The organism is Variovorax sp. S12S4, from assembly GCF_023195515.1.
Taxonomy (GTDB): Bacteria; Pseudomonadota; Gammaproteobacteria; order Burkholderiales; family Burkholderiaceae_C; genus Variovorax.
On the sequence record NZ_JALPKR020000002.1, the window covers coordinates 87,705 to 113,035 of the forward strand.

Genomic DNA, 25,331 nt, shown 5'->3' on the forward strand with positions numbered 1-25,331 from the left:
GGCATCCTTCGTGCGAGATGAAAAAATGACTTATTGCGTAGGCATCAAACTCAACGCCGGCCTGGTGTTTCTCTCCGACTCGCGCACCAACGCGGGCGTGGACCACATCAGCACCTTCCGCAAGATGATCGTCTACGAGCAGCCGGGCGACCGTGTCATGGTGCTGCTGTCTTCGGGCAACCTGAGCATCTCGCAGTCGGTGCGCGAAATCTTGCAGATAGAAGAGCTGCGCGAAACCCGTGAAGACGGCTCGCAGGGCGACCCCATCACCATCTGGAACGCCAAGAGCATGTTCGATGCCGCGCGCGTGCTCGGCTCGGCCGTGCGCCACGTGTACGACCGCGACGCCGAGGCGCTCAAGCATGCGGGGCTCGACTTCAACGTGTCGTTCATCTTCGGCGGGCAGGTCAAGGGCGAAGGCATGCGCCTCTTCCTGGTGTATTCGGCGGGCAACTTCATCGAGGCCACCACCGAGACGCCCTACTTCCAGGTGGGCGAATCGAAGTACGGCAAGCCGGTGCTCGACCGCGTGCTCACGCCCGAAACCCCGCTCGACGAAGCCGCCAAGTGCGCGCTGGTGTCGATGGACTCGACCATGAAGTCGAACCTCTCGGTGGGCCTGCCGCTCGACCTGGTGGTGTACGAGGCCAACAAGTTCGAAACCGACCGCGTGATCTGCATCGACGCCGACAACCCCTACTACCGCATGATGCACAACAGCTGGGGCCAGAAGCTGCGCGAGGTGTTCGACAGCATTGAAGACCCGGTGTGGGACGACTCCGCCACCCAGCATCCGCTGAAGATGCCGGCCACGCGGCACAGCCCGCTGCGCAAGATTTCCACGCCCGACGAAAAGCTCATCTGAGCCCGGCGCAGCAGCCATGGCGATGCCGCCCATCGTCTTCTCGCACGGCAACAGCTTTCCGGCGAGCACCTACCGCGTCGTTTTAGACAGCCTGCGCAACCGCGGCTTCGAGGTCGACGCCATAGAGAAGTTCGGGCACGACCCGAAGTACCCCGTCACCGACAACTGGCCGCACCTGGTGCAGCAGTTGGCCGACTTTGCCAAGCAGCACGCCGACAGTGCCGGCGGCCCGGTGTTTCTGGTCGGCCATTCGCTCGGCGGATTCTTGAGCCTGATGTGCGCGGCGCTGCATCCGGCGCTCGCCCGCGGCGTGGTGCTGCTCGACTCGCCGATTCTGGGCGGCTGGCGCGCAAACACGCTGAGCCTGGTCAAGCGCACCCCGCTCATGAAGACCGTGTCGCCCGGCGCCATCAGCCGCCGGCGCAAGAACAAGTGGGAGCACCGCGAAGCCGTGTTCGAGCACTTCCGCAGCAAGAAGGCCTTTGCCAAGTGGGACGAGCAGGTGCTGCACGACTACATCGACCACGGCACCTTCGACAGCGAAGACACGCGCGAACTGAGCTTCGACCGCAACGTGGAAACGGCCATCTACAACACCTTGCCCCACAACCTGGGCGCGCTGCTGCGCCGCCATCCGCTCAAGTGCAAGGTGGCCTTCATCGGCGGGCGCCAATCGGCCGAGATGAAGCAGGTGGGCATGGCCATGACCCAGAAGGTGACCAAGGGCCGTATTGCAATGCTCGACGGCACGCACCTGTTTCCCATGGAAAAGCCGCTGGCCACGGCGGCGGCAGTCGAGGCGGCGCTGCGCAACCTGCTGGACTGATCGGAGCCCCATGTCTTCCTCCCAACCGGCAGTGATTGAAGCGGTCTCCCTGAGCCCTTCGCTGGTTGTCGAAGACGACCCCGCAATGCGCGAGCGCCTGGGCCGCGTGTTGGCCATGCTCGGCTACGGTGGCCCGCAGATCGCCTGGGCGGAGAGCATTGCCTCGGCAAAGGAACTGCTTCGCACACAGAGCTTTGGGGTCGCGCTGGTCGACATCGGCCTGCCGGACGGCAGCGGGGTCGAACTCATCGGCTGGATGCAGGCGGCGCATCCCAAGGTGCCTGCCGTGGTGATTTCAGCCTGGCGCACCGAAGAAACCATTTTCGCGGCGCTGCGAGCCGGCGCCATCGGCTACCTGCTGAAGGAGCGCGACGACCTCGAGCTCAGCATTGCGCTGCGCAGCATCGAACAAGGGGGTGCGCCGATCGACCCAGCCATTGCACGCCACATCCTCGCTTGGCTGGCAACGCAGCTGGCTTTGCCGGCGGTGGCAGCCGATGCGCCTGCCCCGCTGCCCGTGGCGCTGACACCGCGAGAGTTGAGAATTCTCGAGCTCGTGTCGCAAGGGCTCAGCAACCGCGACATGGCAGAGCTGCTGTCGATCTCGAAGCTGACGGTGGAATGCCACACCAAGAACATCTACCGCAAGCTGGCCGTCACGTCTCGCACCGAGGCCGTCTACCAGGGCCGCAGGCACGGGCTGCTGCCCTGACCGGCACCTCGCTCTTTCTTTTCTTAGCGCCTCACCAGGCGTAGCCCGCCTGCACACGGGCTGCAATGCGGTTGCTGCTGCCGCTGCTGGTCGCGGTGGAAACACCCAGCCCCAGGTTGAAGTTGTCGCTGACCTGATAGCCGAAAGCGAAGCCGACGGCCGAAGCTCCGGCGTAGTTGCCCATGGCGGCCCCCATCCATTTCTTGCCCACGGCCAAGGTCGGCATCGAAGGCATGGCCAGTGCGGCCGCAACGCCCTGCGCTGCAAAGGCGTTGGCCTGGCTGGTCGCGTTGCTCACCGCCTGCTGCAGCTGGTTGACGTTGACGGCATCGGTGCCCAGCAGGCCGGGCGCGACGTTCGCAATGCTGCGCAACAGACCGGTGGCGGCGTTGCCCACCGACACGGTGCTGTCACGGTCGGCCACCGATCCCTGGCCCAGCGCGACCGCGTTGCTGCCCGATGCCAGCGTGTTGGCTCCCAGCGCCACGGCGTTGTTGCCCGTGGCCACCGCGTTGTTGCCGACGGCCGTGGTGGGGTCTGCCAGCGCCCTGGCGCCGGCACCAATGGCTACCGAACCCGCATGGCTGGCTTGTGCACCGTTGCCGACGGCCACGGTGTCCTGGCCATTGGCCTGTGCATTGGTGCCCATCGACGTGCTGCCGGCACCGCTAGCGCCCGCCCCAGGCCCGCAGGCCACGGCGCCGCCCGCTCCCACCGCGCAGACCCCGCTGGACAGTGCCTGGTTCATCAAGGCCTGCAATGCCGTGACCTGCTGAACGGTGAAGTTGTTTGCCGTGGTGATGGCGGTCTGCTGAGCCTGCTGCACCTGTCCCACATTGGCGGCATCGGTTGCCACCTGGCCCGCACCGACGTTGCTGATGGTGGTGCCGGCGCCGCCGTTGGCATTGAGTTGCAGCGAAGTGCCGCCCGCGCCGTACTGCGCCGAGTTCTGCGCCAGGCCGAGCGCGGAGTCGGCCGTGCCTTGTGCGGCCGAGGCTGCGGATACCGCCGTGTTGGCTGTCTGCTGCACGGTGTACAGCTGGCTGCCGTTGACTGCATCGGTGCTTGCGGCGGTCACCGCTCCGGCGCTCACGTTGACCAGGCCGCGCGTCTGGCCCGCGCTCCCGAAAGACACCGTGTTGGCCGCCGTAGCGACAGAATTCGCGCCGATGGCCACGCTGCCGTTCGCGCCGCTCGCGACCCGGCTGCCGGAACCCATCGCCACGCTACCCGTGGCCAATGCGGCCGCGCCCGAGGCTCCGCCGTTGGCGCCACCGATCGCAGTGCTGCCGCTGCCGGATGCCACGGCGCCTTGGCTGGTCCCTGAAGCGCTCCCGATGGCGATCGCGGCAGTGCCCGAGGCCTGGGCCCCGCTGCCACCTGTCGGGCCGGTGTCGAGGCAGCAAGCCTCGGGGCCCACGCTTCCCGCGCCGAGCGCAATCGCACCGCTCGCCGAGGCTTGGGCCCCGCGCCCCCTGTGCCCCCGTTCCCCCGCCCCGCCGAGCGCGCCGGTTCCTCCGCCTCCGATGGCCGTTGCCCCGTTCGCAGTTGCGCTGGCCCCCGCCCCGCCCGTACCGCCGGTGCCACCGGCCGTTCCTACGCCGCCATCGCCGCCCGCACCAAGTGCGGTGGCCCCGTCTCCCGAGACACTGGCCGCGGCGCCTCCCGTTCCCGCCGTTCCGTTGATGGTTCCGGGGCCGACATTGCCCGCGGAGCCCTCGACAAATCCGGCCGCGAAAGCGCTGCTCGCACACAGCAGCGAAAGGGCTGGCAGATGCCCAAGCGCTCCCCGCGTCAGCCCTTTTCTGTTCGGCTTTTTGCGCTGCACTTCGTGCGCAACGGCAGCGCGGGTCGGGAATGCCATGGCTTCTTCTTTCTTGAAAGCAAACAAAACAATAGAGACAAAGTGTGTGTTTTCGGTCTCTACTAGGCCATCCCCGAAAATTGGTAAATGAAATGCCTGATGAAGAAGCTGCGCTGCAGGCTGGCCTTCCGTTTGCACACCGAGGCCGCCGCTTGTCGGGACCGAAGGCATGGTTTTGCAAGCTGATCGGCGCATGCGTGCTTCTCTTGGCGGCCGGCTCCGCCGTAGCGCAGCCCTCGCCTGATATCCACGTAGAAGCGGTGCGCGGCACTGGATGGAACGAGGCCGCACCTCCGGCCGACGGCTGGGCACCCGTCACCCTGCCCGACAGCTGGGCCGCGCGCTGGCCCGGCTTCGACGGCGTGGTCTGGTACCGGTTGACCTGGAACCAGCCCACGCAAGTAGCCGAAACCGGCTTGCTGCTGCACTACCTCAACATGGCCGGTGCGGTGTCGCTCAACGGCACACCCATCTGGCGCGACGAGAGCCTGGTCGAGCCGCTTACCCGTGCCTGGAACAGCCCGCGCTACTGGCTGCTGGCCCCGCCGCTGCTGCAGACGGGCCGCAACACGCTGCTGATACGGGTTTCGGGACTTTCGGCCTATCAGGCAGGGCTCGGTCCGGTCAGCCTCGGCGTACCCGCGGCCATGCAGGCGGCATACGGGCATGAGCGTCTCTTGCGCCGCGATCTCCAGATGCTCGGCCTGGCGGTGAGCGCGGCGGTGTCGGCCTTCTTCGCTGCGCTTTGGCTATTGCGGCGGCGCGAAACGGCCTATGGCTGGTTTGCTTTGATGTCGGTGCTGTGGCTGCTGTTCGGCTACAACCAGATCGCGACCAGCCCCTGGCCTTTTGCGAGCAACCACAGCTGGCAGGCGTCGAACACCTCGCTGCTGCTTCTGTTCAGCGTGTCTTATGCCGTTTTTGCGCTGCGCTTCTGCGAGCGCCGCATGCCGCGCCTGGAAGGCTTTGCGCTGCTGGTCGCGGTGGCCGGCGTGCTCGACCTGTGGCTTGCCGGTTCCGCGAACCTGGTCACCCATCGCGCCCTTTGGACGCTGGTGGGCGGCCTCACGATCATTGCCGTGAACAGCGCCTCGCTGGTTCACGCCGCGCGGCACCGGGGCAGCCCCATGCGTTCGCTTGCGCCCTTCATGGCACTGTCGGCGGTAACCGGCGCTCACGACCTGCTGGTGTTCACCCAGGTGATCGACAGCAACATCTACTACACGACCATGTCCTCATATGGCTTGCTGCTGGGCATGGCGCTGACGCAGGCCGGCCGCTTCGTGAGCAGCCTGAAGCGCATCGAGAACTTCAACACCGAGCTGATCGAAGAAGTGAACGCCGCCAAGTCGGAACTGGCCGCCACGCTTGCGCAGCAGCACGCGCTGGAGCTCGCGCATGCGCGCATCGGCGAGCGCGTCAATCTTGCGAGCGACCTGCACGACGGCCTGGGCGGCATGCTGGTCGGCAGCATTGCAACGCTTGAGCGCAGGCCGGAGGAGCTTTCGGCACCGGCCCTTCTCGCCATGCTCAAGAGCCTGCGCGACGACTTGCGGCTCATCATCGACGCCACGGGCCGTCACGACGGCGCACGCGCGTTCGGCGAGCTGCTCGCGCCCCTGCGGCATCGCACTTCGCAGCTGCTCGACGCCAACGGCATCGACTGCCGGTGGCAGGTGTCAGGCATCGAGACGCTCGAGCTGCCGCCCTCGCAAAGCCTCGACCTGCTGCGTTTTTTGCAGGAGGCGCTGACGAACACCCTCAAGCACAGCGGCGGCCGACGTGTGGATGTGGCCGTAACCTGCGCCGGCGCCGACCTGCAACTCGACGTGCGCGACGACGGCCAAGGCTTTGTCGTGGCAGACGCTGCCAAGGGCGGCGGCTCGGGTCTGCGCAGCCTGCACGCACGCGCCCGCAGGCTGGGCGCCGAGCTCCATTTGGAGTCTCGCCCGGGTGCCACTCAGCTCGCGCTGCGCATGCCTGTCAAGACGGGAATAAACGGGGCGATACAAATTGCAATCATCGGTAACAATGGACGAAAATAAGTAAAAACGTCCCAGTTCATCGGTCGCCGCTTCAAAATGTCGAGCAAATGTCAACTTCCTACCCGGAAGCCGTTGAAGCCGTTTCTCTGAGTCCGACGCTCGTCGTCGAAAACGATCCGTCGATGCAGGAACGTTTTCGCTACATCCTGTCGACGCTCGGATGCGACGAGCCCCAGATCGTCTGGACCGAGAGCGGTGAGACGGCCATGCAACTGCTCGAGAGCCAGCGTTTTGGTGTGGCTCTTGTGGACATCGGCTTGCCCGATGGCAGCGGTATCGAACTCATCGACTGGCTGCAGGCCCACCAACCGAAAGTGCCCGCCGTCGCGGTTTCCGCGAAGCGCACCGACGAAACCATTTTTTCAGCGCTGCGCGCCGGCGCGATGGCCTACCTGCTGAAGGAGCGCGACGATCTCGAGCTCAGCATCGGCCTGCGCAGCATCGAGCAAGGCGGCGCGCCGATCGACGCAGCCATTGCGCGGCGCATCCTGGCGTGGGACTCGAGTCACGCGGCCGATTCACCGGCCGATTCGGACACGACGCTGTCGCTGCGCGAACGCAAGATGCTCGAGCTGGTGGTGCAGGGGCGCAGCTACAGCGACATTGCCGAAACGCTTTCGGCGCCCAAGCTGGCGTTGGAGCGCCGCACCAAGGGCATCTACAGGAAGTTGGCGCTCGGCTCGCGGGCCGAGACGGCGCACGCGGGCGGCGAAGATTCCTTTTCGCGCTGAGGCTTACTCCGCCCAGACCACCATGCCGGTCCACGCCGTGGCCAGCACCACGATGCCGAAGGCGATGCGGTACCACGCAAAGGGAATGAAGTTGTGCGTGCTGATGTACCGCAGCAGCCAGCGCACGCAGAGCCACGCGCTCAAAAACGAAAACACCAGCCCCACCGAGAACAGCGGAATGTCGGCCACCGACAGCAGCGCGCGCTCCTTGTAGAGGCTGTAGGCCCCGGCGCCGATGAGCGTCGGAATGGCCAGGAAGAACGAAAAATCGGTGGCCGCCTGGCGCGAGAGGCCCAGCAGCATGCCGCCGATGATGGTCGAACCGCTGCGGCTGGTGCCCGGAATCATTGCAAAGCACTGCACCAGGCCCACCTTGAGGGCGTCCCACGTCGTCATGTCGTCGACATGCTCGATGCGCACCGAACCGGGCGGCCGCTTCTCGGCCCATAGGATGATGAAGCCGCCGATGATGAAAGTACTTGCCACGACCACCGGGGTGAAGAGATGCGCCTTGATCATCTTGCCGAAAATCAGGCCCAGCACCACGGCGGGCAGAAAGCCGATGACCACGTTGATGGCCAGGCGCCTGGCCTTGGGCTGCCGCGGCAGCGCCACCACGGTGGAGTGGATCTTCTGCCAGTACACCAGGATCACCGCGAAGATCGCACCCGTCTGAATGGCAATGTCGAACACCTTGGCCTTGGCGTCGTCGAAGCCGAGCAGCGAGCCCGCAAGAATCAGATGCCCGGTCGACGAGATCGGCAGAAACTCTGTCAGCCCCTCGACAATGCCCATGACAGCGGCCTTCACCAGCAAAACGATGTCCACGCTTACTCCTTTAAAGAGCGCCAATTATGGCGAGGCATCGAGTCAGGCCGGGTTCAGGCGGCCCCGTGCGGCTGCGGGCTTTTATCGGGGGCCCTGCCCGGAGCGCGCTCGCAGCGCTCGCACGGCGCTGTCTACGGTGGTGAGCACCGGCAGGCCGCTGGCTTGCTCGCAGGCGGCACGGGCGCGCGCCATGCTGAACTGTGCGAGCGCAATGCGCGTGCAGCCGCGCTCGCGCAGGGCCAGTGCCTGCGCGGCAATCAGGGCGTCGTGCCGCGCCGTATCGCCGGCATTCAGCGCGTCGAGCGCGCCTTCGGCCAAGGCGGGATCCAAATCGAAGCCGGGCGGGAACTCGAGCGGCATCGACGCCAGCGTGGCTGCGAAGGTTGCAATGAGGCCGAGCCGGCCCTGCCCTTGGCCTTGCGCCTGCACGGCCTCGGCCACCATCGCCTCGTTGGGCTTGAGCACCGGAATGCCCGCGTGCCGCTTTGCTACCGCCTCGATGCACGGGCCGAAGGCCGAACAGGTGAAGAGAATGCCCTGCGCGCCGGTGTCGACCGCGTACTGCGCAAGCCGCTGAAAGCGCTCGTGCATCGCGGCGTCGAGCCCCCGGCCGCCGCGTGCCAGGTCGGCCGAGAGGCTGTCGTCCAGCAGGTTCATGCGCTCGGCCTCGGGCCAGTCGCGCTCGAAGGCGGCGTTGATGGGCGCAACCGAATGAGAAAGCGCGTGGATCAGGGCGATGCGGATCATGCGGCAGGAATCGTCAGATGCCCTTGGACGACGGGTTGGCAAAGGCCTCCTTCGTCTCGGCGTTGAGCGGGTAGTTGATGTTGATGCCCTTGGGCGGAATCGGCGACATGAACCACTTGCTGTAGAGCTTTTCCATTTCGCCCGACTTCATCATGCCCGACACCACGCGGTCGACCAGCGCCTTGAAGGCCGGGTCGTCCTTGCGGAACATGAGCGACTGGTTCTCGGTGCGCAGGCTCTCGCCGGTAATGACAAAGTCCTTCGGGTTGCGCGCGTTCGCAATCTGCCCGGCCAGCAGGATGTCGTCGAGCACAAAGGCCTGCGCCCTGCCGCTTTCCACCAGCAGGAACGAATCGCTGTGGTCCTTGCCGCCGAGGTTGTTCACCTCGAGGTTGCGGCCCTTGTCGGCCTCGCGCAGCAGGCGGAACGAGGTGGTGCCGGTGGTGGTGACCACGGTCTTGCCCTGCAGGTCGGCAATGCTCTTGATGCCCGAATCGGCCTTGACCAGCATGCGCACGTTGTAGCGGAAGATGTCCGGTGAAAACGCCACCTGCTTCTGGCGCTCGACCAAGTTGGTGGTGGAGCCGCACTCGATGTCGACCGTGCCGTTCTGCACCAGCGGAATGCGGTTGGCCGAGGTCACGGCCTGGTATTTGATCTCGATGGCCGGCAGCTTCAGCTCGCTCTTCACCGCTTCGACGATGCGGTTGCAGATCTCGATGCTGTAGCCCACGGGCTTCAGGGCGCCGTCGAGGTAGGAGAAGCCGAACGACGACTCGCGGTACCCGAAGGTGATGGCGCCGCTCGCCTTGATCTTGGCGAGCGTGTCGTTGTTGTCCTGGGCCCGCGCGGCCGTATGCGGCAACAACAGGGCGAAGGCCACCGCGAGAGCGGCAGCACCGAAGGGAATCGGCAGACGAAGCTTGGGCATGGAAGCGCTCCTCGGAACGGCGGTTGAAAAAAACAGCGAAAGAAATTCGAGAGCGGTCGTCAGCGCGCGGCGGCGCTCGTCACCGCATCGATGGAAGCCGCGAGGCGGGCGGCGATTTCCCGCAGGTCTTGCCGCGTGGCGATAAAAGGCGGCGCGAGCAGCACGTGGTCGCCCTGTCGGCCATCTACGGTGCCGCCGAAGGGGTAGCACAGCAGGCCGCGCGCCATGGCGTCTTTCTTGATGGCTGCGTTGACCTTCAAGGACGGATCGAACGGTGCCTTGCTCGCACGGTCGGCCACGAGCTCGATGCCCCAGAAAAAGCCGCGACCGCGGATGTCGCCGACATGCGGGTGGCCGCCGAGCGCCTCGGCCAGCATGGCGCCGAACGCCACGCCGTCGTCGCGCACCTTGGCAACGAGGCCGTCGCGCCGGATCACCTGCTGCACCGCGAGCGCCGCCGCGCAGGCCATCGGATGGCCGAGGTAGGTATGGCCGTGCTGGAAAAAGCCGCTGCCCTTCGACATGGCATCGACGATCTTTCGCTGCGCCAGCACCGCGCCAATCGGCTGGTAGCCACCGCCAAGGCCCTTGGCAATGGTCATGAGGTCGGGCACCACGCCCTCCTGCTCGCAGGCGTGCAGCGTGCCCGTTCGGCCCATGCCGCACATCACTTCATCGAGGATCAGCAGCACGCCATATTTGTCGCACACCGCGCGCACGGCCTTGAAGTAGCCCGGCACCGGCGTGAGCACACCGGCCGTGGCGCCGCCCACTGTTTCGGCCACGAAGGCGATTACACGATCGGCGCCCTGCGCGACGATGGCAGCCTCGAGCTCGGCCGCGAGGCGCAAGCCGTATTGCTCGGCGCTTTCATCGGCCCGCTGCTCGCGGTACGGGTAGCACGGCGCGACGTGCGTGGCCGGCACCAGAATGGGCGCGAACGGTTCGCGGCGCCACGCATTGCCGCCCACTGCAAGCGCGCCCAGCGTGTTGCCGTGATAGCTCTGGCGGCGCGCGATGAAGTGCGTGCGCTGCGGCTGGCCAATCTCTACGAAGTACTGCCGCGCCATCTTCAGCGCCGCCTCCACCGCCTCGGAGCCGCCACTCACCAGGTACACATGGCTCATGCCTTCGGGCGCCGAGGAAATCAGCTCGTCGGCCAACTGCTCGGCCACCTCGCTGGTGAAGAAGCTGGTGTGCGCGTACGCCAGCTTGTCGAGCTGCGCGTGCATGGCGGCCAGCACTTCGGGGTGCGCATGGCCGAGCGAAGACACGGCTGCGCCGCCCGAGGCGTCGAGGTATTCGCGCCCTTCGGCGTCGCGGATGAACATGCCATTGGAGCCCGCGGCAACCGGCGGGCTCTGGCAAAGGTGGCGGTGAAAGACGTGCGTCATGGTGGCGGGTGGCAGCAAGATGGCGGATTCGCGTTTGGAACTAACGTTTCGACGGATTATTGTTTGGAACATTTGTTCCGTCAACTGCTGTTGTTCCATGTCCGGTACATTCGTTCCAACAGCAGCTGCCAAAGAGACACCGCCATGGGCGCCAGAGACCAGATCCGCCAGCGTTTCAACGAACTGAGCCCCGCCTTGCAGCAGGTGGCGCGCTATGTGCTCGACCATCCGAACGAAGTGGTGACCACGTCGATGCGCAACGTGGGCACGCGCGCGCAAAGCACGCCCGCCACGCTGGTGCGATTTGCGCAGCACCTGGGCTATGCGGGCTGGCCGCAGCTGAAGGAAGCCTTTGCCGGCGACATGGGCCTGGGCACAGAAACCTACGGCGGGCGCGCCAAGCAGCTCATCGGCCGCGCGCAGGACAGGAGCCTCACGGGCGAGATGTTCGAAGTGCAGCGCCGCAACCTGGAGGCCACGCACCAGCAGAGCGAGCAGGCGCTGCAAAAGGCCTGCGCATTGATCGAGAAGGCGCCCGCGGTGCACGCGGCGGGGTTCAGGGCCTGCTTTCCGATCGCGTTCTCGTTCGTCTACGTGTACCGGCTCTTCCGCGCCAGCGTGCACCTGGTCGACGGCCAGGGCGGCTCGCTCGAAATGCAGCAGCGCGCCTTTGCCAAGGGCGATGCGCTGGTGGTGGCCAGCTTCATGCCCTACTCGCGCGAGGCGCTGCAGGTGACGGAGGCGGCCAAGGCGGCGGGCTGCCGCATCGTTGCCATTACCGACAGCGTGGCTTCGCCGCTGTCGCTGCTGGCGGACGAAACGCTGCTCTTCACGATCAACAGCCCCTCGTTCTTTCCCTCGGTGGCGGCCGGCGTGGCCGTGACAGAGGCGCTGGTCGAACTGCTCGCGAGCCGCGCGGGCAAGCCGGTGATCCGGCGCATCGACCAGGCGGAGGCGCAGCTGTTCGAATCAGGCGCGTACCTGGTGCCGCCGGTGGCGCGCGGTAGCTAGAAAAATAGGTGCGGCCAACCAATCGCATGCTGCGGTGCCGCATTGCGGAACCCGCGCAAAACCGCCCGGTCAAACAGCTGTCGCGGCTTTGTGCTGCGACAGGAGGTAATGACCATGAAGCAAGTGAAACACTGGCAAGACCCGGTCAACATCGTTCTGGGTGTGTGGCTGATCGTCTCGCCCTGGGTCCTGGGTTTCCAGGACGTGACCTTCGCGATGTGGAGCACGGTAGTGACCGGTATCGCACTGGGCGCCGTGGCGCTGGGGGCGACCCTGGTTCCGCGTGCTTGGGAAGAGTGGACCGAAGGCGCGCTCGCGATCTGGCTGGCCGTATCCCCCTGGGTACTCGGCTTTGCCACCGTCGAGAACGCAATGGTCAACGCGGTGCTCGTGTCCGCGGCCATCCTGGTGCTTGCGCTCTGGGTGCTTGTGACCGACAAGGACTACCTGGGCGGGTCGATGGACCGTCACGCGCACTGAAGGCACGTTGATTACGTTGCCCCAGCCTGCCAGCCGCCGCCGAGGGCTTGGATGAGCGCCACTGCGGCGGTCTGGCGATTTACAAGCAGCTGCACCAGCGTGCGGCGTGCGTTCAACGCGGCTGCCTGCGCAGTGACCACCTCGGTGTAGCTGACCTGGCCGGCGCGATAGCGGTTGAGCAACTGCTGCTCGGTCTTGTCGGCCGCGGCCGAGGCTTCGCGCCGCAGGCCTTCCTGCTGTGCCAGCGCGGCACCGGCGGTGAGCTGGTCTTCCACGGCCTGGAAAGCGGTGAGCACCGTCTGCCGGTAACGCGCCACGCTGGCTTCGTGGCCCGCCTTGGCCGAATCGACGCTCGCGCCGATGGCGCCCGCGTCGAACACCACCTGCGCCACCGAAAGGCCGAGCGCCCACAGCGTGTTGGATGCGTTGAACAGGTCTTTCACGCGGCTTGCGTTGCCGCCCACCGAGGCGCTGAGCCCGAAGTTGGGAAAGTACGCCGAGCGCGCAATGCCGATCTGCGCATTGGCGGCCGCCACCGCGCGCTCGGCCGCCGCGATGTCGGGCCGGCGCTGCAGCAGCGTCGATGGCACGCCAGTCGGAATCCCCGGTACCGTGGGCGTCCACTGCGCCGCGGGCAGGCTGAAGTCGGCCGGCGCCACGCCCACCAGCATGGCGATGGCGTGCTCCAGCGTGGCGCGGGTGCGCTGCAAGCCCACGCGCTCGGCCTGGGCGCTGACGAGCTGGGTCTGTGCCTGCAGCACGTCGGTCTGCGCGGCAATGCCGGCCTTGTATCGGTTGTTCGTGATCTCGAAGGCGCGCTGGTAGCCCTCGATGGTCTGGTCGAGCAGCACGATCTCGGCATCGGTTTCGCGCAGCGAGAAGTAGTTGGTGGCCAGGTCGCCAATGGCCGAGAGTCGCGCCGAAGCGAGATCGGCCTCGCTGGCCTCTGCATTGGCCTGCGCGCTGCTCACGGCCTGACGCAGCCGGCCCCACACATCGGGCGCCCAATCGACACCCAGCGTTGCGGCAAAAGTGCTGCTTGCGTTGCTGGTGCTGCCGGCGTTGCCGCTCCGCCTGCCGCTGCCGTCGAGCGACACCGTCGGGAACAGCGCGGCGCGCTCTCCGCGCACCAGTGCCTGGGCCTGCGCGTAGTTGGCCACGGCCGCGGCAATGTTCTGGTTCGACACCTGCACGCGGGCAGCCAGCTCGTCGAGCGTCGCATCGCCGAAAAGCTTCCACCATTCGCCGCGGTCGAGCGCGTCGGCCGGCGCGGCGGGCAGCCAGCCTTCGGCGGCCTTCTGCTCTTTCCATTCGACAGGAGCGGCCGAGCTTGGCACCTGGTATGTGGGACCTACGGCGCAGCCGGCCACCATGGCGGCCAACACGAGTGCGGACAGCCTGCCGGGCAGATGCGAGCGAATGCGTGGTCGTTGTTTCATGGCAGGTTCGTTCATTCTTCTGTTCATGTCGGCGAGCTTGCGGCGCGGCTCAGGTGGCGCTCGTTGCCGGAGCGGCGGCGCAGCTTGTCGAGCAGCACATAGACCACAGGCGTTGTCAGCAGCGTAAGCAGCTGGCTCGCCACCAGGCCGCCGATGATCGCGACGCCCAGCGGCTGGCGCAGCTCGGAGCCCTGGCCGAAGCCGATGGCCAGCGGCAACGCGCCCAGCGCGGCAGCGAGCGTGGTCATGAGAATCGGCCGGAAGCGCAGCAGGCAGGCCTCGCGCACCGCTTCCACGGCCGAAATGCCGCGCGCACGCTCGGCCTCGAGCGCAAAGTCGATGATCAGGATCGCGTTCTTCTTCACGATGCCGATCAGTAGGAAGAGCCCGATCAGCGCAATGATCGAAAACTCCATGCGGAACAGCAGCAGCGCCAGCACCGCGCCCACGCCCGCAGAAGGCAGCGTGGTGAGCACGGTGATCGGGTGGATCAGGCTTTCATAAAGCACGCCCAGCACGATGTAGATGACCACGATGGCGGCCACGATGAGCGCCAGCTGCTGCCCCTGCGATTGCTGCGCCGCCAGCGCCGTGCCCTGGAAGCTGCCGCGCACATTCACGGGCATGGCAATGTCCGCCTCGGCCTGCGCGACGATGCGCCGCGCATCCTGCAGCGTGACGCCCTCGCCCAGGTTGAACGAGACGGTGCTCGCGAGCTCGGTGTCCTGGTGGTCGATGGAGCTGGGCACCGCCCGCTCGCTCACCTTGGCAATGGCCGAGAGCGGCACCATGAGCGTGGTGTTGGCCGCCAGCGCCTGGCCCGTGGAAGCGGTACGCAGCCCCGGGTTGGCCGACGTGGTGGTCGATGTGCCGGTGCTCGCGTCGGTGGTGTTGGCCAGCGAGCTCACGGTGGTGGCGCCGCTCGCGGTGGTGCTGGTGGTGAGCGTCGAAGGCACGTACAGGTCCTTCAGCACCACGGGCGCGCGCTGGTAGCGCGGGGCCCATTCCATGATGACGGAATACTGGTTGAGCTCGTCGTAGATGGTGGCAACCGAGCGCTGGCCGTAGGCGTTGTAGAGCGCGTTGTCGACCGCGCTCGAGGTCACGCCCAGCCGCGCGGCGCTGTCGCGGTCCACGTCGACGAAGGTTTCCACCCCGTTGTCGGCTTGGTCGCTGTCCACGTCGGTGAGCGCGGTTTCCTGGCGCAGCCGGTCGGCCAGCTTCGCAGTCCAGGTGCGCAGGTCGGCAAGGTTGTCGCCTTTCAGCGTGTACTGGTAGGTCGAATTGCTCGAACGCCCGCCCATGCGCAGGTCTTGCACCGGGCTCAGGAACACGCGCAGGCCGGTCAGCTGGTTGAGCTGCGGCCGCAGCCGGTTGACGACCGCCGCGGTCTTTTCGGTGCGCTGCGACAGCGGCTTGAGATTGACGAACATGAAACCGCCACCCGAGCGGCTGCCGCCCGCAAAGCCCACCACGGAATCGACGGCCGGGTCCTTGTGAATGATGTCGACCGCCTGGCGCAGCTTTTCGCTCAGTGCCACCGATGAAATGCTCTGGTCCGCGCGCAGGCCCGCATTCAGCTGTCCATTGTCCTGCTCGGGGAAGTAGCCCTTGGGAATGGCGGCGAACAGGTAGAAGTTCAGGCCGACCACCGCCAGCAGCACCACCATGACCACGGCCTTGCTCGCGAGCGCCCAGTCGAGGCTGTGGGCATAGGTGCGCAGGCTCCACTGGTACACGCCTTCCGACATGCGCGCCAAGCGCCCCGGCGGCTTGGCATTGGGCTCCTCGGGCTTGAGCAGCATGGCGCAGAGCATCGGCGTGGTGGTGAGCGATATGACCAGCGAGATCAGCACTGACACCGACAGCGTGACCGCGAATTCGCGGAACAGCCGGCCGATCTGCCCATCCATGAACAGCAGCGGAATGAACACCGCCACCAGCGAGAGGCTGATCGACAGCACGGTAAAGCCCACCTCGCGCGCACCGCGCAGCGCAGCCTCCACGCGGCCCATGCCGGCCTCGATGTGGCGGCTGGTGTTTTCGAGCACCACGATGGCGTCGTCCACCACAAAGCCGGTCGCCACGGTGAGCGCCATCAGGCTCAGGTTGTTGAGGCTGTAGCCCAGCAGGTGCATCACGCCGAAGGTGCCGAGCAGCGACACCACCGTGGCAACCGCGGGAATGATGGTGGCGCGCGCCTTGCGCAAGAAGAGGCCGACTACCAGCACCACCAGCGCAATGGAGATCATGAGCGTGGCCTCGATCTCGCGCAGCGAGGCGCGGATGGAGTTGGTGCGGTCCGAAGCCACCTGCACCTCGATGTCCTGCGGCAGCTGCGCGCGGAGTTCGGGCAGCAGTTCGCGCACGCCATCCACGGTTTCGATGATGTTGGCGCCGGGCTCCTGCGTCACCAGCACGATCACCGCAGGCTGGCCGTTGAAGAGGCCCAGCGTGCGCGTGTTCTCCACGCTGTCGATCACCCGCGCCACATCTCCCAGCCGCACGGCCGCGCCGTTGCGCCAGGCAATGACCATGTCGCGGTACTCCACGGCGTGGCGGCCCGGCGAGGGCGTGTAGATCTGCAGCCGGCGGTCATCGTTCTCGATCGCGCCTTTGGGCCGGTTGGCGTTGTTGGCCTGGATGGCGGCGCGCACGTCTTCGCTGCTGATGCCGAACCGGTTGAGCGAGAAAGGCTCCAGTTCCACCCGCACGGCCGGCAGCGAGCCGCCGCCGATCTCGACCTCGCCCACGCCTTCCACCTGCGAGAGCTTCTGGCTCACGATGTTGGACACGGCCTCGTAGATCTGCCCCGGCGTGCGCGTCTTGGAGGTGAGCGCCAGGATCGCAATGGGCGCGGCCGTCGGGTTGCGCTTGCGGTAGGTCGGGTTGCTGCGCAGGGTGGCCGGCAGGTCGGCCCGCGCCGCGTTGATGGCCGCCTGCACCTCGCGCGCGGCGCTGTCGATGTTGCGCTTCAGGTCGAACTGCAGGCTGATGCGGGTCGAGCCGTTCGAGCTGGTCGAGGTGAGCTCGTTCACGCCAGCAATTACGCCCAGCCGCCGCTCCAGCGGCGTGGCAACGCTCGACGCCATGGTGCTCGGGCTCGCACCCGCGAGGCTGGCGGTCACCGAAATGGTCGGAAAGTCGACCTGCGGCAGCGGCGACACAGGCAGCACGAAGAACGCCGCAATCCCGGCCAGCGCGATGCCGACGGTCAACAAGACCGTGGCGATCGGGCGTTCGACGAAAGGCCTGGAGAGGTTCATTCGGCCACAGCCTCCCGCTTGCGCCCGAATCGGCGGCCCATGCGGTCAAAGGCCAGGTACACCACCGGCGTGGTGAACAGCGTGAGCACCTGGCTCACCACCAGGCCGCCGAAGATGGCCAGGCCCAGCGGCCGGCGCAGCTCTGCGCCCTCGCCCCAGCCGAACATCAGCGGCAGCGCCGCAAAAAGCGCCGCCAGCGTCGTCATCAGAATGGGCCGGAAGCGCAGGAGCGCCGCCTGGTGAATGGCCTCCTGCGGCGACTTGCCCTCGCGACGCTCGGCGTCAATGGCAAAGTCGATCATCATGATTGCGTTCTTCTTCACGATGCCGATCAGCAAGATGATGCCGATGATGCCGATCACGCCCAGGTCGTTGCCCGTGACCATGAGCGCAAGCAACGCGCCCACGCCGGCCGAAGGCAGCGTCGAGAGAATCGTGAGCGGATGGATGTAGCTCTCATACAGCACGCCCAGCACGATGTACACGCACACCACCGCCGCCAGAATGAGCCACAGCTGGTTGGAGAGCGACTTTTCGTAGGCCCCCGCCGCACCCAGGAAGCTCATCGTCATGCTCGCCGGCATGCCGATTTCCTTTGCCGCCGCGCGAATGGCCGCCACCGATTTGCCGAGCGCCACGTTCTCGGCCGTGTCGAAGCCCACCGTGGCCGCAGGGTACTGCGCCACGTGCGTCACTTGCAGCGGCGCGGACTGCTCGCGCACCGTGGCAATCGACGACAGCGTGGTCGGCGCGCCGCTGCCGGTGCGCAACTGCAGGTTGCCCAAGAGCTGCGGCGAGGCCAGGGCTTCGCGCTGCGCTTCCAGGATCACGCGGTACTGGTTGGTTTCGGTGAAGATGGTCGAGACGATGCGCTGGCCGAATGCGCTGTAGAGCGTGTCGTCCACCGAACTGGCCGTGACCGAGAGACGCGACGCCGTGTTGCGGTCGATGTCCACATAGGCAGCCAGGCCCTTCGCGCCTGCGTTGGTGGTGGCATTGCGCACCAGCGGTTCGGAGCGCAGGCGCTCCACCAGCTTTTGCGCCCAGGCATCGACGGTGTTGGTGTCCACCCCTTCGAGCGAAACGCGGAACTCGGTCGGACCGGTTTCGGCATCGATGGTCAGGTCTTGCGTGGGCTGCAAATACAGCGTCACGCCCGCCACGGCGCGCACCCGCTCGCGCAGGCGCTGCATCGTGTCTTCCTGGTTGCCGCGGTCGGCGCGCATGTTGATGAGCATGCTGCCGGTGTTCAGCGCCGTGTTGTTGGCCGCGTCCACGCCCACCACCGAGCTCACGCTCGCCACCTCGGGGTCGGCCAGGATGGCATTGGCGGCTTGCTGCTGCAGCTCGGCCATGCGCGTGTACGACACGTCCTGTGCCGCCTCGATGCGCGCCTGCAGCTGCCCGGTGTCCTGCGTCGGAAACAGGCCCTTGGGAATCACCACATAAAGCAGCACGGTAAGCGCCAGCGTGGCCACCGCCACGATGAGCGTCAGCGGCTGGTGGCGCAGCACCCATTGCAGCCACACGTCGTAGCGGGCAATCACGCGGTCGAAGAAGCGCTGCACGCTGGCACCGAAGCGCCCGCCCTCTTCGGCTTGCGGCTTGAGCCAGCGCGCCGACATCATCGGCACCAGCGTGAGCGACACCACGGCGGAAATCAAAATGGTGATGGCCAGCGTGACGGCGAACTCGCGGAACAGCCGGCCCACCACGTCGCCCATGAACAAGAGCGGAATCAGCACCGCGATGAGCGACACCGTGAGCGAGATGATGGTGAAGCCGATTTGCGTGGCCCCCTTGAGCGCGGCCTTGAACGGCGGGTCGCCCTCTTCCAGGTAGCGGGCGATGTTCTCGATCATGACGATCGCGTCGTCCACCACGAAGCCGGTGGCAATGGTCAGCGCCATCAGGCTCAGGTTGTTGAGGCTGTAGCCCAGCAGGTACATCAGCCCGCAGGTGCCGATGAGCGAGATCGGCACCGCAAGGCTGGCGATGATGGTCGCGCGCACGCTGTGCAAAAAGAAGAAGATCACCAGCACCACCATCACCACGGCCAGCCCGAGTTCGAGCTGCACGTGCGAGACCGAGGCGCGGATGCCGGTGGTGCGGTCGCTCAGCACTTCCACCTTGAGCGAGCCCGGCAACGAGGCCTGGAGTTCGGGCAGCTGCTTCTTGATGGCGTCCACCGTGCCGATCACGTTGGCGCCCGGCTGGCGCTGCACGTTCAGGATGATGGCCGGGTACAGCGCGGGTTGCTGCTCGCCGGTGCGCAGCGCGGCCCAGGCGCCCAGCTGCGTGTTCTCGGCACCGTCGACCACGCGCGCCACGTCGGTCATCTTCACCGGCGCGCCGTTCTTCCACGCGACGATGAGGTTCTTGTAGTCGTCCGCCGTCACGAGCTGGTCGTTGGCGTTGATGGTGTAGGCCCGCCGCGGGCCGTCGAAGCTGCCCTTGGCGCTGTTGGCGTTGGCCGCGGTGATGGCGCTGCGCAGCGTGTCCAGCCCAATGCCGACCGAAGCCAGCGCATTGGTGTCGGCCTGGATGCGCACGGCCGGACGCTGCCCGCCCGAAAGCGACACCAGCCCCACGCCGCTGACCTGGCTGATCTTCTGCGCGAGCCGCGTGTTCACGAGGTTCTGCACCTCGGTGAGCGGCATGGTCTCGGAGCTCACCGCCAGCGAGAGAATGGGCGCGTCGGCCGGGTTCACCTTGGCGTACACGGGCGGCGCCGGCAGGTCGGCCGGCAGCAGCGAGCCGCCGGCATTGATGGCGGCCTGCACCTGCTGTTCGGCCACGTCGAGGGTCTGGTCGAGCGCGAACTGCAGCGTGACGATCGACACGCCCGCTGAGCTCACCGAGCTCATGCGGTTGAGCCCGGCCATTTGCCCGAACTGACGCTCGAGCGGCGCGGTAACGGTGCGGCTCATCACCTCGGGGCTGGCGCCGGGGTAGAGGGTCTGCACCTGGATGGTCGGGTAGTCGACCTGCGGCAGTGCGGCCAGCGGCAGCAGCCGCAGGCCCACGAAGCCGGCCAGCACAATGGCCACCATCAGCAGCGCCGTGGCCACCGGCCGATCGATAAAAGGGCGTGAGGGGCTCATCGCGAACGCGCTCGCTTGTTCCGTGGGTTGATGCCGATGCTCTTCATTGCGGCGGGCGCTGGCGCCGCCGCTCTCCACCGCCTTCGCCGCGCTCTCCGCGCGGGCCCGATGCCGCACCGCGGGGCCCCGAGGCGCCGCCGCGCGGGCCCATGGCCGGGCGCTCGCCCTGCAGCTGAACAACGGCGCCGTCCTTGATGCGGTCGCCGCCTTCGGTCACCACGTTCTCGCCGGCCTGCAGGCCTGAAGTGATGGCGACCACATCGACATTCGCCTCGCCGCGCTTCACCTGGCGCATCGAGACGGTGCGGTCCTGGTTGATGACATACACATAGTCGCCATTGGGGCCGGTGCGCACCGCCGTGACCGGTACCACCACCGCGCGCACCTTGCGCAGCAGCATCTGCACGTTGACGAACTGGCTCGGGAACAGCGTGGTCTGCGCATTGCCGAAGCGGGCCTTGGCCTTGACGGTGCCGGTGGTGGTGTCGACCACGTTGTCGAGCGTGGAGAAGGTGCCCGTGTCGAGCGTTGCCGCGCGGGTGCGGTCGAACGCGGTAACCGGCAGCGGCTCGCCCTTGGCAAGCTGCGTCTGGATGTCTGGCACGCGATCTTGCGGCACCGAGAACTGCACATCGATGGGGTTCATCTGCGTGATGACCGCAATGCCCGTGGTCGCGTTGGCCGTGACGGTGTTGCCCGCGTCCACCGCGCGCAGGCCGATGCGGCCGGCCACTGGCGCTGTGATGCGGGTGTAGTCGAGGTTCAGCTTGGCGGCGGCTTCGGCGGCCAGGTCGGTGGTGACCGTGCCTTCGAGCTGCCGGACCAGCGCGGCCTGGGTGTCCACGTCTTGCCGGGCGATGGAGTCTTGCCCCAGCAGCGTGCGGTAGCGAGCGAGGGTGACGCGCGCGGCCTCGAGCTGCGCCTCGTCGCGCTGGCGCGTGCCGCGTGCCTGCATCAGCGCCTGCTCGTAGGGCCGGGGGTCGATGCGCGCGAGCAGCTGGTTCCTGGCGACGGTCTGCCCTTCGGTGAACAGCACCTCGGTGAGCACCCCGCCCACCTGCGCCCTGAGCGTGATGGTTGCGAGCGGCGTGACCGTGCCGAGCGCGTCGATGGTCACCGGCAGCTCGATCTCGCGCGCCATCGCATTGCCAACGGTAACGGTGGCGCCGCCGAAGCCCGGCCCGCCGGCGGTGCTGGCCTTGCGGTTGATGAGGTACCAGGCGCCGCCTCCCAGCAGCAGCAATAACAGCAGCGCAATCAGGCTGCCAAGCCAGAGCCGGCGGCGCGAAGGCGGCCGGGGCGGCGGGGACGAGGCGGGGTGTACCGGTTGAACAGCAGGCGAATCGCCGGAAGAAGGCTCGGAGTTCGGTGATTCCATGTGTGGTGTGGCAATGCGCAAGTACGGCCGCTAGTGGAGCGCTGGATCGTAGCGCTCCTGTCTTATGAACCGTAAAGCATCGGTAAAGCTTCGGAAAACGGTGCGTTTCGCGCCCGTTGGCTGCATTCCGCGCGCCCGGCCTGCATTTCGTCGCAGACCCATGGCCCGGGCTCGCATGCGCCGGCACAGTCCGGCCCATCGAATCATCTTTTCACCGGAGAAACGCCATGCTGCTGCAGATCATTCTTCATACCCCGAAGTGGGTCTTTGCCGTTTTTGCGCTGCTCCTGTGGCTTGGCTGCAGGCAGTTGCTGACCGGCCAAGTCAGCCTGGCCAAGGTGACGGTGATGCCCGTTGCCATGACCGGCCTTTCGCTGGCGGGCGTGATCTCGGCCTTCGGCGATTCGCCGGGTGCCCTGCTCGGCTGGGCCGTGGCCGCCGCCGCGCTGGTGCTGGTGGTGCTTCAGCAGCCCCTGCCCGCCACCACGCGCTATGACCGCGACGCTCGCAAGTTTCACGTGGCCGGCAGCGCCGTGCCGCTGGTGCTGATGATGGGCATCTTCTTCACCAAGTACGCGGTCGGCGTGTCCCTCGCCATGCACCCTGAACTGCGCCAGCAGGCCAGCTTCGCCGCTGCAATCCCGATGCTGTACGGCGCCTTCAGCGGCATCTTCGCGGCGCGCGCCGTGCGGCTCTGGAAGCTGGCCATCCGCACCGACGCCATGGCCGTGCAGGCCCGTGCGGCCTAAGATCGCCAGCCGGCCCCACCTTCCAGAACCACCACGCCCGTGAACCTTCAACCATCCCACCTGGCATTTGCGGCCGGCACCGCCGTCTACCTGGCGATTCGCGCCGTGTTCCAGCATCGCGCCGCGTCCAGCCGCAAGGCGGTCAGCCGTGCCGACACGCGCGACCGCCTGCTGATCGTTCTCGCGGGGGCGTGCCAGATCGGCCTGCCGTTGATCCTGATGCTGACGCCTTGGCTCGATGCAGCAAGCTACACGCAACCCGTCGCACTGACTTGGGCGGGCGCGCTGGTCATGGTGTGTGCGCTGTGGTTGTTCTGGCGCTCGCACGCAGACCTTGGCACCAACTGGTCCGTGACGTTGGAGCTCAGCCAGAATCATCGTCTGATCACGCAGGGCGTCTATCGCCGCATCCGGCATCCCATGTATGCGTCATTCTTTGCCATGGGACTCAGCCAAGCCTTGCTGCTGAACAACTGGATCGCCGGCTGGGCTGCACTGTTGGCGGTTGGCGTGCTCTATGGGATCAGGACGCCGCACGAGGAGCGAATGATGCTCGAGTCGTTCGGCGACGAATACCGCGCCTACATGCAGCGCACCGGCGGCATCTTGCCGCGCTTCGTGCCACGCGCTACTACCACCAATTCCTGATCCGATTTTGTCCTCCTGAGGAGCCTCGCCATGAACCTCCATACTTCTTCGAACCCGACCCTTTCCGACATCGAAAAGCGCGCCCGCCGCCGCGCCGGCGCCAAGATGGGCTGGTACATCCATGCCTTCGTCTATGTACTGGTCAACCTCGGGCTGGTGGCCATCTCCGCGTCGCGCGGCCACACCTGGGCGATGTATCCGCTCATGGGCTGGGGCCTGGGCCTGCTGATTCACGGCGCCGTCATCTGGTTCATTGCGCCCGGCGGCAGTTTTTATGACCGGCTGGTGGAGCGCGAACGGCGCGTGCTGCGAGCGGGGGAACGCGGATGAGCGTCGGCGCGCTCTCTCGCTTTCGCGCAGAGAACATCCGCGGCATGCTTCGGCATGGCCTGATCACCGTCGTCTTCTGCTGCTTCATTGCCGCGGCACTGGCCATCACCCAGCACGAGCCTTGGGGCGCGCAGATGGTGTATTCGCTGTCGATTGGGCTGATCAGCTGGCTCTTCATCGACGTGGGCCGGCTGCTGATCAGCGGCCACCGCGAAATCCTCTGGCCGTCCGGCCCCTGGGGCTATCTGCTGGTTGCGGGTGGCGTGACGGTCGGCTTTCTGGGGGGCAATGCCATCGGCGACGCGTGGACTCATCAGCCCCTGCTCAATTTCCGCAGCTTCGCCGAACGCAAGCTCGCGACCACGATCATCATCACGCTGACAGCCACCGTCTGCATGTGCTTCTTTTTATACAGCCTTGGCAGAAGCAAGCACATGCGGGGCCAGATCGAGCTGGCGCAGCGCAACGCCACGGAAGCGCGGCTCAAGCTGCTCGAAACGCAACTCGAGCCGCACATGCTCTTCAACACGCTGGCCAACCTGCGCGTGCTGATCACGGCCGACCCGCCGCGCGCCGTGGCCATGCTCGACCGCCTCAACAACTACCTGCGCATGACGCTCAGCGGCTCGCGCGCTCTTGCGCATCCGCTGTCGGCCGAGTTCGAACGGCTGGCCGATTACCTCGAGCTGATGTCGGTTCGAATGGGCGCCCGCCTGCGCTACACGCTCGATCTGCCCGAAGATTTGCGCGACACGCCGGTGCCGCCGCTGCTCTTGCAGCCGCTGGTTGAAAACAGCATTCGCCACGGGCTCGAGCCCAAGGTGGAGGGCGGCAAGATCGTTGTGCGCGCGCGGCAGGACGCCGGCCGCCTGGTCATCGAAGTGAGCGACACCGGTGTCGGCCTCGACGCGGCCCGGCCCTCGCCGATCGACGGTGACGAAGGCGAAGGCAGCGGCTTCGGGCTCGAACAGGTGCGCGAACGGCTTGCCACCATGTACGGCGACCAGGGCCGCATGAGCCTGGCCGCCGCGCCCGCGGGCGGAACCCGCACCACGCTCAGCTTTCCCTTGCCCACAGCCGCATGAAACCCACTGCCCTCATTGCCGAAGACGAGCCCCTGCTCGCCCACGCCCTCAAGGCCGAACTGGCCGCGGCGTGGCCTGAACTGCAGGTGCTTGCCACCGCGGGCGATGGCCGCAGCGCCGTGCGCGAGGCGCTGCGGCTGCTGCCCCAGGTGCTGTTCTTCGACATTCGCATGCCTGGGCTGGACGGCCTGGGTGCCGCGGCCGAACTGGCCGACCGCTGGCCCACCGACGAGGCGCCCATGCCGCAACTCGTCTTCGTGACCGCCTACGACGAATATGCCGCCCGCGCCTTCGAGACCCAGGCCATCGACTACGTGCTCAAGCCCGTGCAGCCCGAGCGCCTGCGCAAGACCGTGCTGCGGCTCCGGCAGGCGTTGGCGGCGCAGCAACAGGCCAACCTGGCTTCGGCCGTTGCCGACGAGGCCCTGGAGAGAACCCTTGCGCAGTGGCGCCAGGTGCTTGCCGCTGCGGGTAACGGCGGATCGCCGCCGCCCGCCTCCGCCGCCCCGCTGAAGATGATTGCCGCCAGCGAAGCCGGTGGAAGCACCGTGCGCATGGTTCCAATCGACGAAGTGCTGTACTTCGAGGCGGCCGACAAGTACATCCGCGTGCTGACCGCCAGGCATGAATACCTGATCCGCACGCCGCTGAAGCAGCTGCTGACCCAGCTCGACCCCGAGGTCTTCTGGCAGGTGCACCGCGCGGTGGTGGTGCGCAGTGCGGCCATCGAGGCCGTGCACCGCGACGAGGCCGGCAAGCTGCACCTGGACCTGAGGGGCCGGCCCGAAAAAATTCCGGTCAGCCGGCTTTACGGCCACCTCTTTCGCGCCATGTGAAATCGACAGTCGAACGCGCATAAAAAAGCCGGCTCCCCTTCAAGGGAGCCGGCTTTTTAGAC

At 66.7% G+C, this 25,331-nt stretch carries 21 protein-coding genes; 12 read left to right on the plus strand and 9 right to left on the minus strand.

Features of this window, described 5'->3' with window-relative positions:
- Positions 1 to 25 precede the first annotated feature (25 nt).
- From M0765_RS00780 to M0765_RS00790, 3 genes are read left to right on the plus strand one after another with little or no spacing between them, the layout of a single operon-like run.
- Positions 26 to 865 carry a proteasome-type protease gene (locus M0765_RS00780; RefSeq protein WP_157614818.1) on the plus strand — a complete coding sequence of 280 codons (840 nt, stop codon included), beginning with the start codon at positions 26 to 28 and terminating at the stop codon, positions 863 to 865.
- A gap of 16 nt (positions 866 to 881) precedes the next feature.
- Entirely contained in the window at positions 882 to 1,691 is an 810-nt protein-coding gene (locus tag M0765_RS00785; protein WP_258501443.1) for an alpha/beta fold hydrolase, read from the plus strand.
- 10 nt (positions 1,692 to 1,701) lie between these two features.
- Positions 1,702 to 2,403, plus strand: a complete 702-nt coding sequence (locus tag M0765_RS00790) for a response regulator transcription factor (RefSeq protein WP_258501315.1) — start codon at positions 1,702 to 1,704, stop codon at positions 2,401 to 2,403.
- 31 nt (positions 2,404 to 2,434) lie between these two features.
- On the opposite strand, the gene M0765_RS00795 is transcribed toward M0765_RS00790, so the two are convergent.
- The gene (locus M0765_RS00795) at positions 2,435 to 3,709 is read right to left on the minus strand and encodes a YadA family autotransporter adhesin (RefSeq protein WP_258501316.1); all 1,275 of its coding nucleotides are present in this window, start codon (positions 3,707 to 3,709) and stop codon (positions 2,435 to 2,437) included.
- Between the two features lie 710 nt (positions 3,710 to 4,419).
- On the opposite strand from M0765_RS00795, the gene M0765_RS00800 reads away from it, so the two are divergent.
- Entirely contained in the window at positions 4,420 to 6,312 is a 1,893-nt protein-coding gene (locus M0765_RS00800; RefSeq protein WP_258501317.1) for a sensor histidine kinase, read from the plus strand.
- Between the two features lie 47 nt (positions 6,313 to 6,359).
- On the plus strand, positions 6,360 to 7,043 hold the full coding sequence (locus tag M0765_RS00805) for a response regulator transcription factor (RefSeq protein ID WP_258501318.1): 684 nt from the start codon (positions 6,360 to 6,362) through the stop codon (positions 7,041 to 7,043).
- Positions 7,044 to 7,046: 3 nt separating this feature from the next.
- Here the strand turns inward: M0765_RS00805 and M0765_RS00810 are convergent, their stop codons facing one another.
- From M0765_RS00810 to M0765_RS00825, 4 genes are all read right to left on the minus strand, one after another.
- Positions 7,047 to 7,871 (minus strand): undecaprenyl-diphosphate phosphatase, encoded by an 825-nt coding sequence (locus M0765_RS00810; RefSeq protein WP_258501319.1) that lies wholly within the window; start codon positions 7,869 to 7,871, stop codon positions 7,047 to 7,049.
- A gap of 81 nt (positions 7,872 to 7,952) precedes the next feature.
- Complete coding sequence (locus M0765_RS00815) at positions 7,953 to 8,618, minus strand: aspartate/glutamate racemase family protein (protein ID WP_258501320.1); 666 nt, start codon at positions 8,616 to 8,618, stop codon at positions 7,953 to 7,955.
- Positions 8,619 to 8,631: 13 nt separating this feature from the next.
- The gene (locus tag M0765_RS00820; RefSeq protein ID WP_258501322.1) at positions 8,632 to 9,549 is read right to left on the minus strand and encodes a transporter substrate-binding domain-containing protein; all 918 of its coding nucleotides are present in this window, start codon (positions 9,547 to 9,549) and stop codon (positions 8,632 to 8,634) included.
- 59 nt (positions 9,550 to 9,608) lie between these two features.
- Entirely contained in the window at positions 9,609 to 10,943 is a 1,335-nt protein-coding gene (locus M0765_RS00825) for an aspartate aminotransferase family protein (protein WP_258501337.1), read from the minus strand.
- A 144-nt stretch (positions 10,944 to 11,087) separates the two neighbouring features.
- On the opposite strand from M0765_RS00825, the gene M0765_RS00830 reads away from it, so the two are divergent.
- On the plus strand, positions 11,088 to 11,954 hold the full coding sequence (locus tag M0765_RS00830) for a MurR/RpiR family transcriptional regulator (protein WP_258501324.1): 867 nt from the start codon (positions 11,088 to 11,090) through the stop codon (positions 11,952 to 11,954).
- A 114-nt stretch (positions 11,955 to 12,068) separates the two neighbouring features.
- Positions 12,069 to 12,434, plus strand: a complete 366-nt coding sequence (locus tag M0765_RS00835; RefSeq protein ID WP_258501325.1) for an SPW repeat protein — start codon at positions 12,069 to 12,071, stop codon at positions 12,432 to 12,434.
- A gap of 11 nt (positions 12,435 to 12,445) precedes the next feature.
- Here M0765_RS00835 and M0765_RS00840 read toward each other — a convergent pair whose 3' ends face one another.
- From M0765_RS00840 to M0765_RS00855, 4 genes are read right to left on the minus strand one after another with little or no spacing between them, the layout of a single operon-like run.
- On the minus strand, positions 12,446 to 13,888 hold the full coding sequence (locus tag M0765_RS00840; RefSeq protein WP_258501326.1) for an efflux transporter outer membrane subunit: 1,443 nt from the start codon (positions 13,886 to 13,888) through the stop codon (positions 12,446 to 12,448).
- Positions 13,889 to 13,896: 8 nt separating this feature from the next.
- On the minus strand, positions 13,897 to 17,139 hold the full coding sequence (locus tag M0765_RS00845) for an efflux RND transporter permease subunit (protein ID WP_258501445.1): 3,243 nt from the start codon (positions 17,137 to 17,139) through the stop codon (positions 13,897 to 13,899).
- The gene (locus M0765_RS00850) at positions 17,136 to 20,243 is read right to left on the minus strand and encodes an efflux RND transporter permease subunit (protein WP_258501446.1); all 3,108 of its coding nucleotides are present in this window, start codon (positions 20,241 to 20,243) and stop codon (positions 17,136 to 17,138) included. The genes M0765_RS00845 and M0765_RS00850 overlap by 4 nt, the downstream gene beginning before the upstream one ends.
- Before the next feature lie 43 nt (positions 20,244 to 20,286).
- Entirely contained in the window at positions 20,287 to 21,621 is a 1,335-nt protein-coding gene (locus M0765_RS00855; protein ID WP_258501330.1) for an efflux RND transporter periplasmic adaptor subunit, read from the minus strand.
- Between the two features lie 227 nt (positions 21,622 to 21,848).
- On the opposite strand from M0765_RS00855, the gene M0765_RS00860 reads away from it, so the two are divergent.
- From M0765_RS00860 to M0765_RS00880, 5 genes are read left to right on the plus strand one after another with little or no spacing between them, the layout of a single operon-like run.
- Complete coding sequence (locus M0765_RS00860; protein WP_258501448.1) at positions 21,849 to 22,370, plus strand: DUF6622 family protein; 522 nt, start codon at positions 21,849 to 21,851, stop codon at positions 22,368 to 22,370.
- A gap of 39 nt (positions 22,371 to 22,409) precedes the next feature.
- Positions 22,410 to 23,018: a protein-S-isoprenylcysteine O-methyltransferase gene (locus M0765_RS00865; protein WP_258501331.1), complete on the plus strand. Its 609-nt coding sequence runs from the start codon at positions 22,410 to 22,412 to the stop codon at positions 23,016 to 23,018.
- Positions 23,019 to 23,048: 30 nt separating this feature from the next.
- On the plus strand, positions 23,049 to 23,348 hold the full coding sequence (locus M0765_RS00870) for a 2TM domain-containing protein (RefSeq protein WP_258501450.1): 300 nt from the start codon (positions 23,049 to 23,051) through the stop codon (positions 23,346 to 23,348).
- On the plus strand, positions 23,345 to 24,433 hold the full coding sequence (locus M0765_RS00875; RefSeq protein ID WP_258501451.1) for a sensor histidine kinase: 1,089 nt from the start codon (positions 23,345 to 23,347) through the stop codon (positions 24,431 to 24,433). Before M0765_RS00870 ends, M0765_RS00875 begins: the two co-directional genes overlap by 4 nt.
- On the plus strand, positions 24,430 to 25,269 hold the full coding sequence (locus M0765_RS00880) for a LytR/AlgR family response regulator transcription factor (RefSeq protein ID WP_258501453.1): 840 nt from the start codon (positions 24,430 to 24,432) through the stop codon (positions 25,267 to 25,269). Before M0765_RS00875 ends, M0765_RS00880 begins: the two co-directional genes overlap by 4 nt.
- The last annotated feature ends 62 nt before the right edge of the window (positions 25,270 to 25,331 follow it).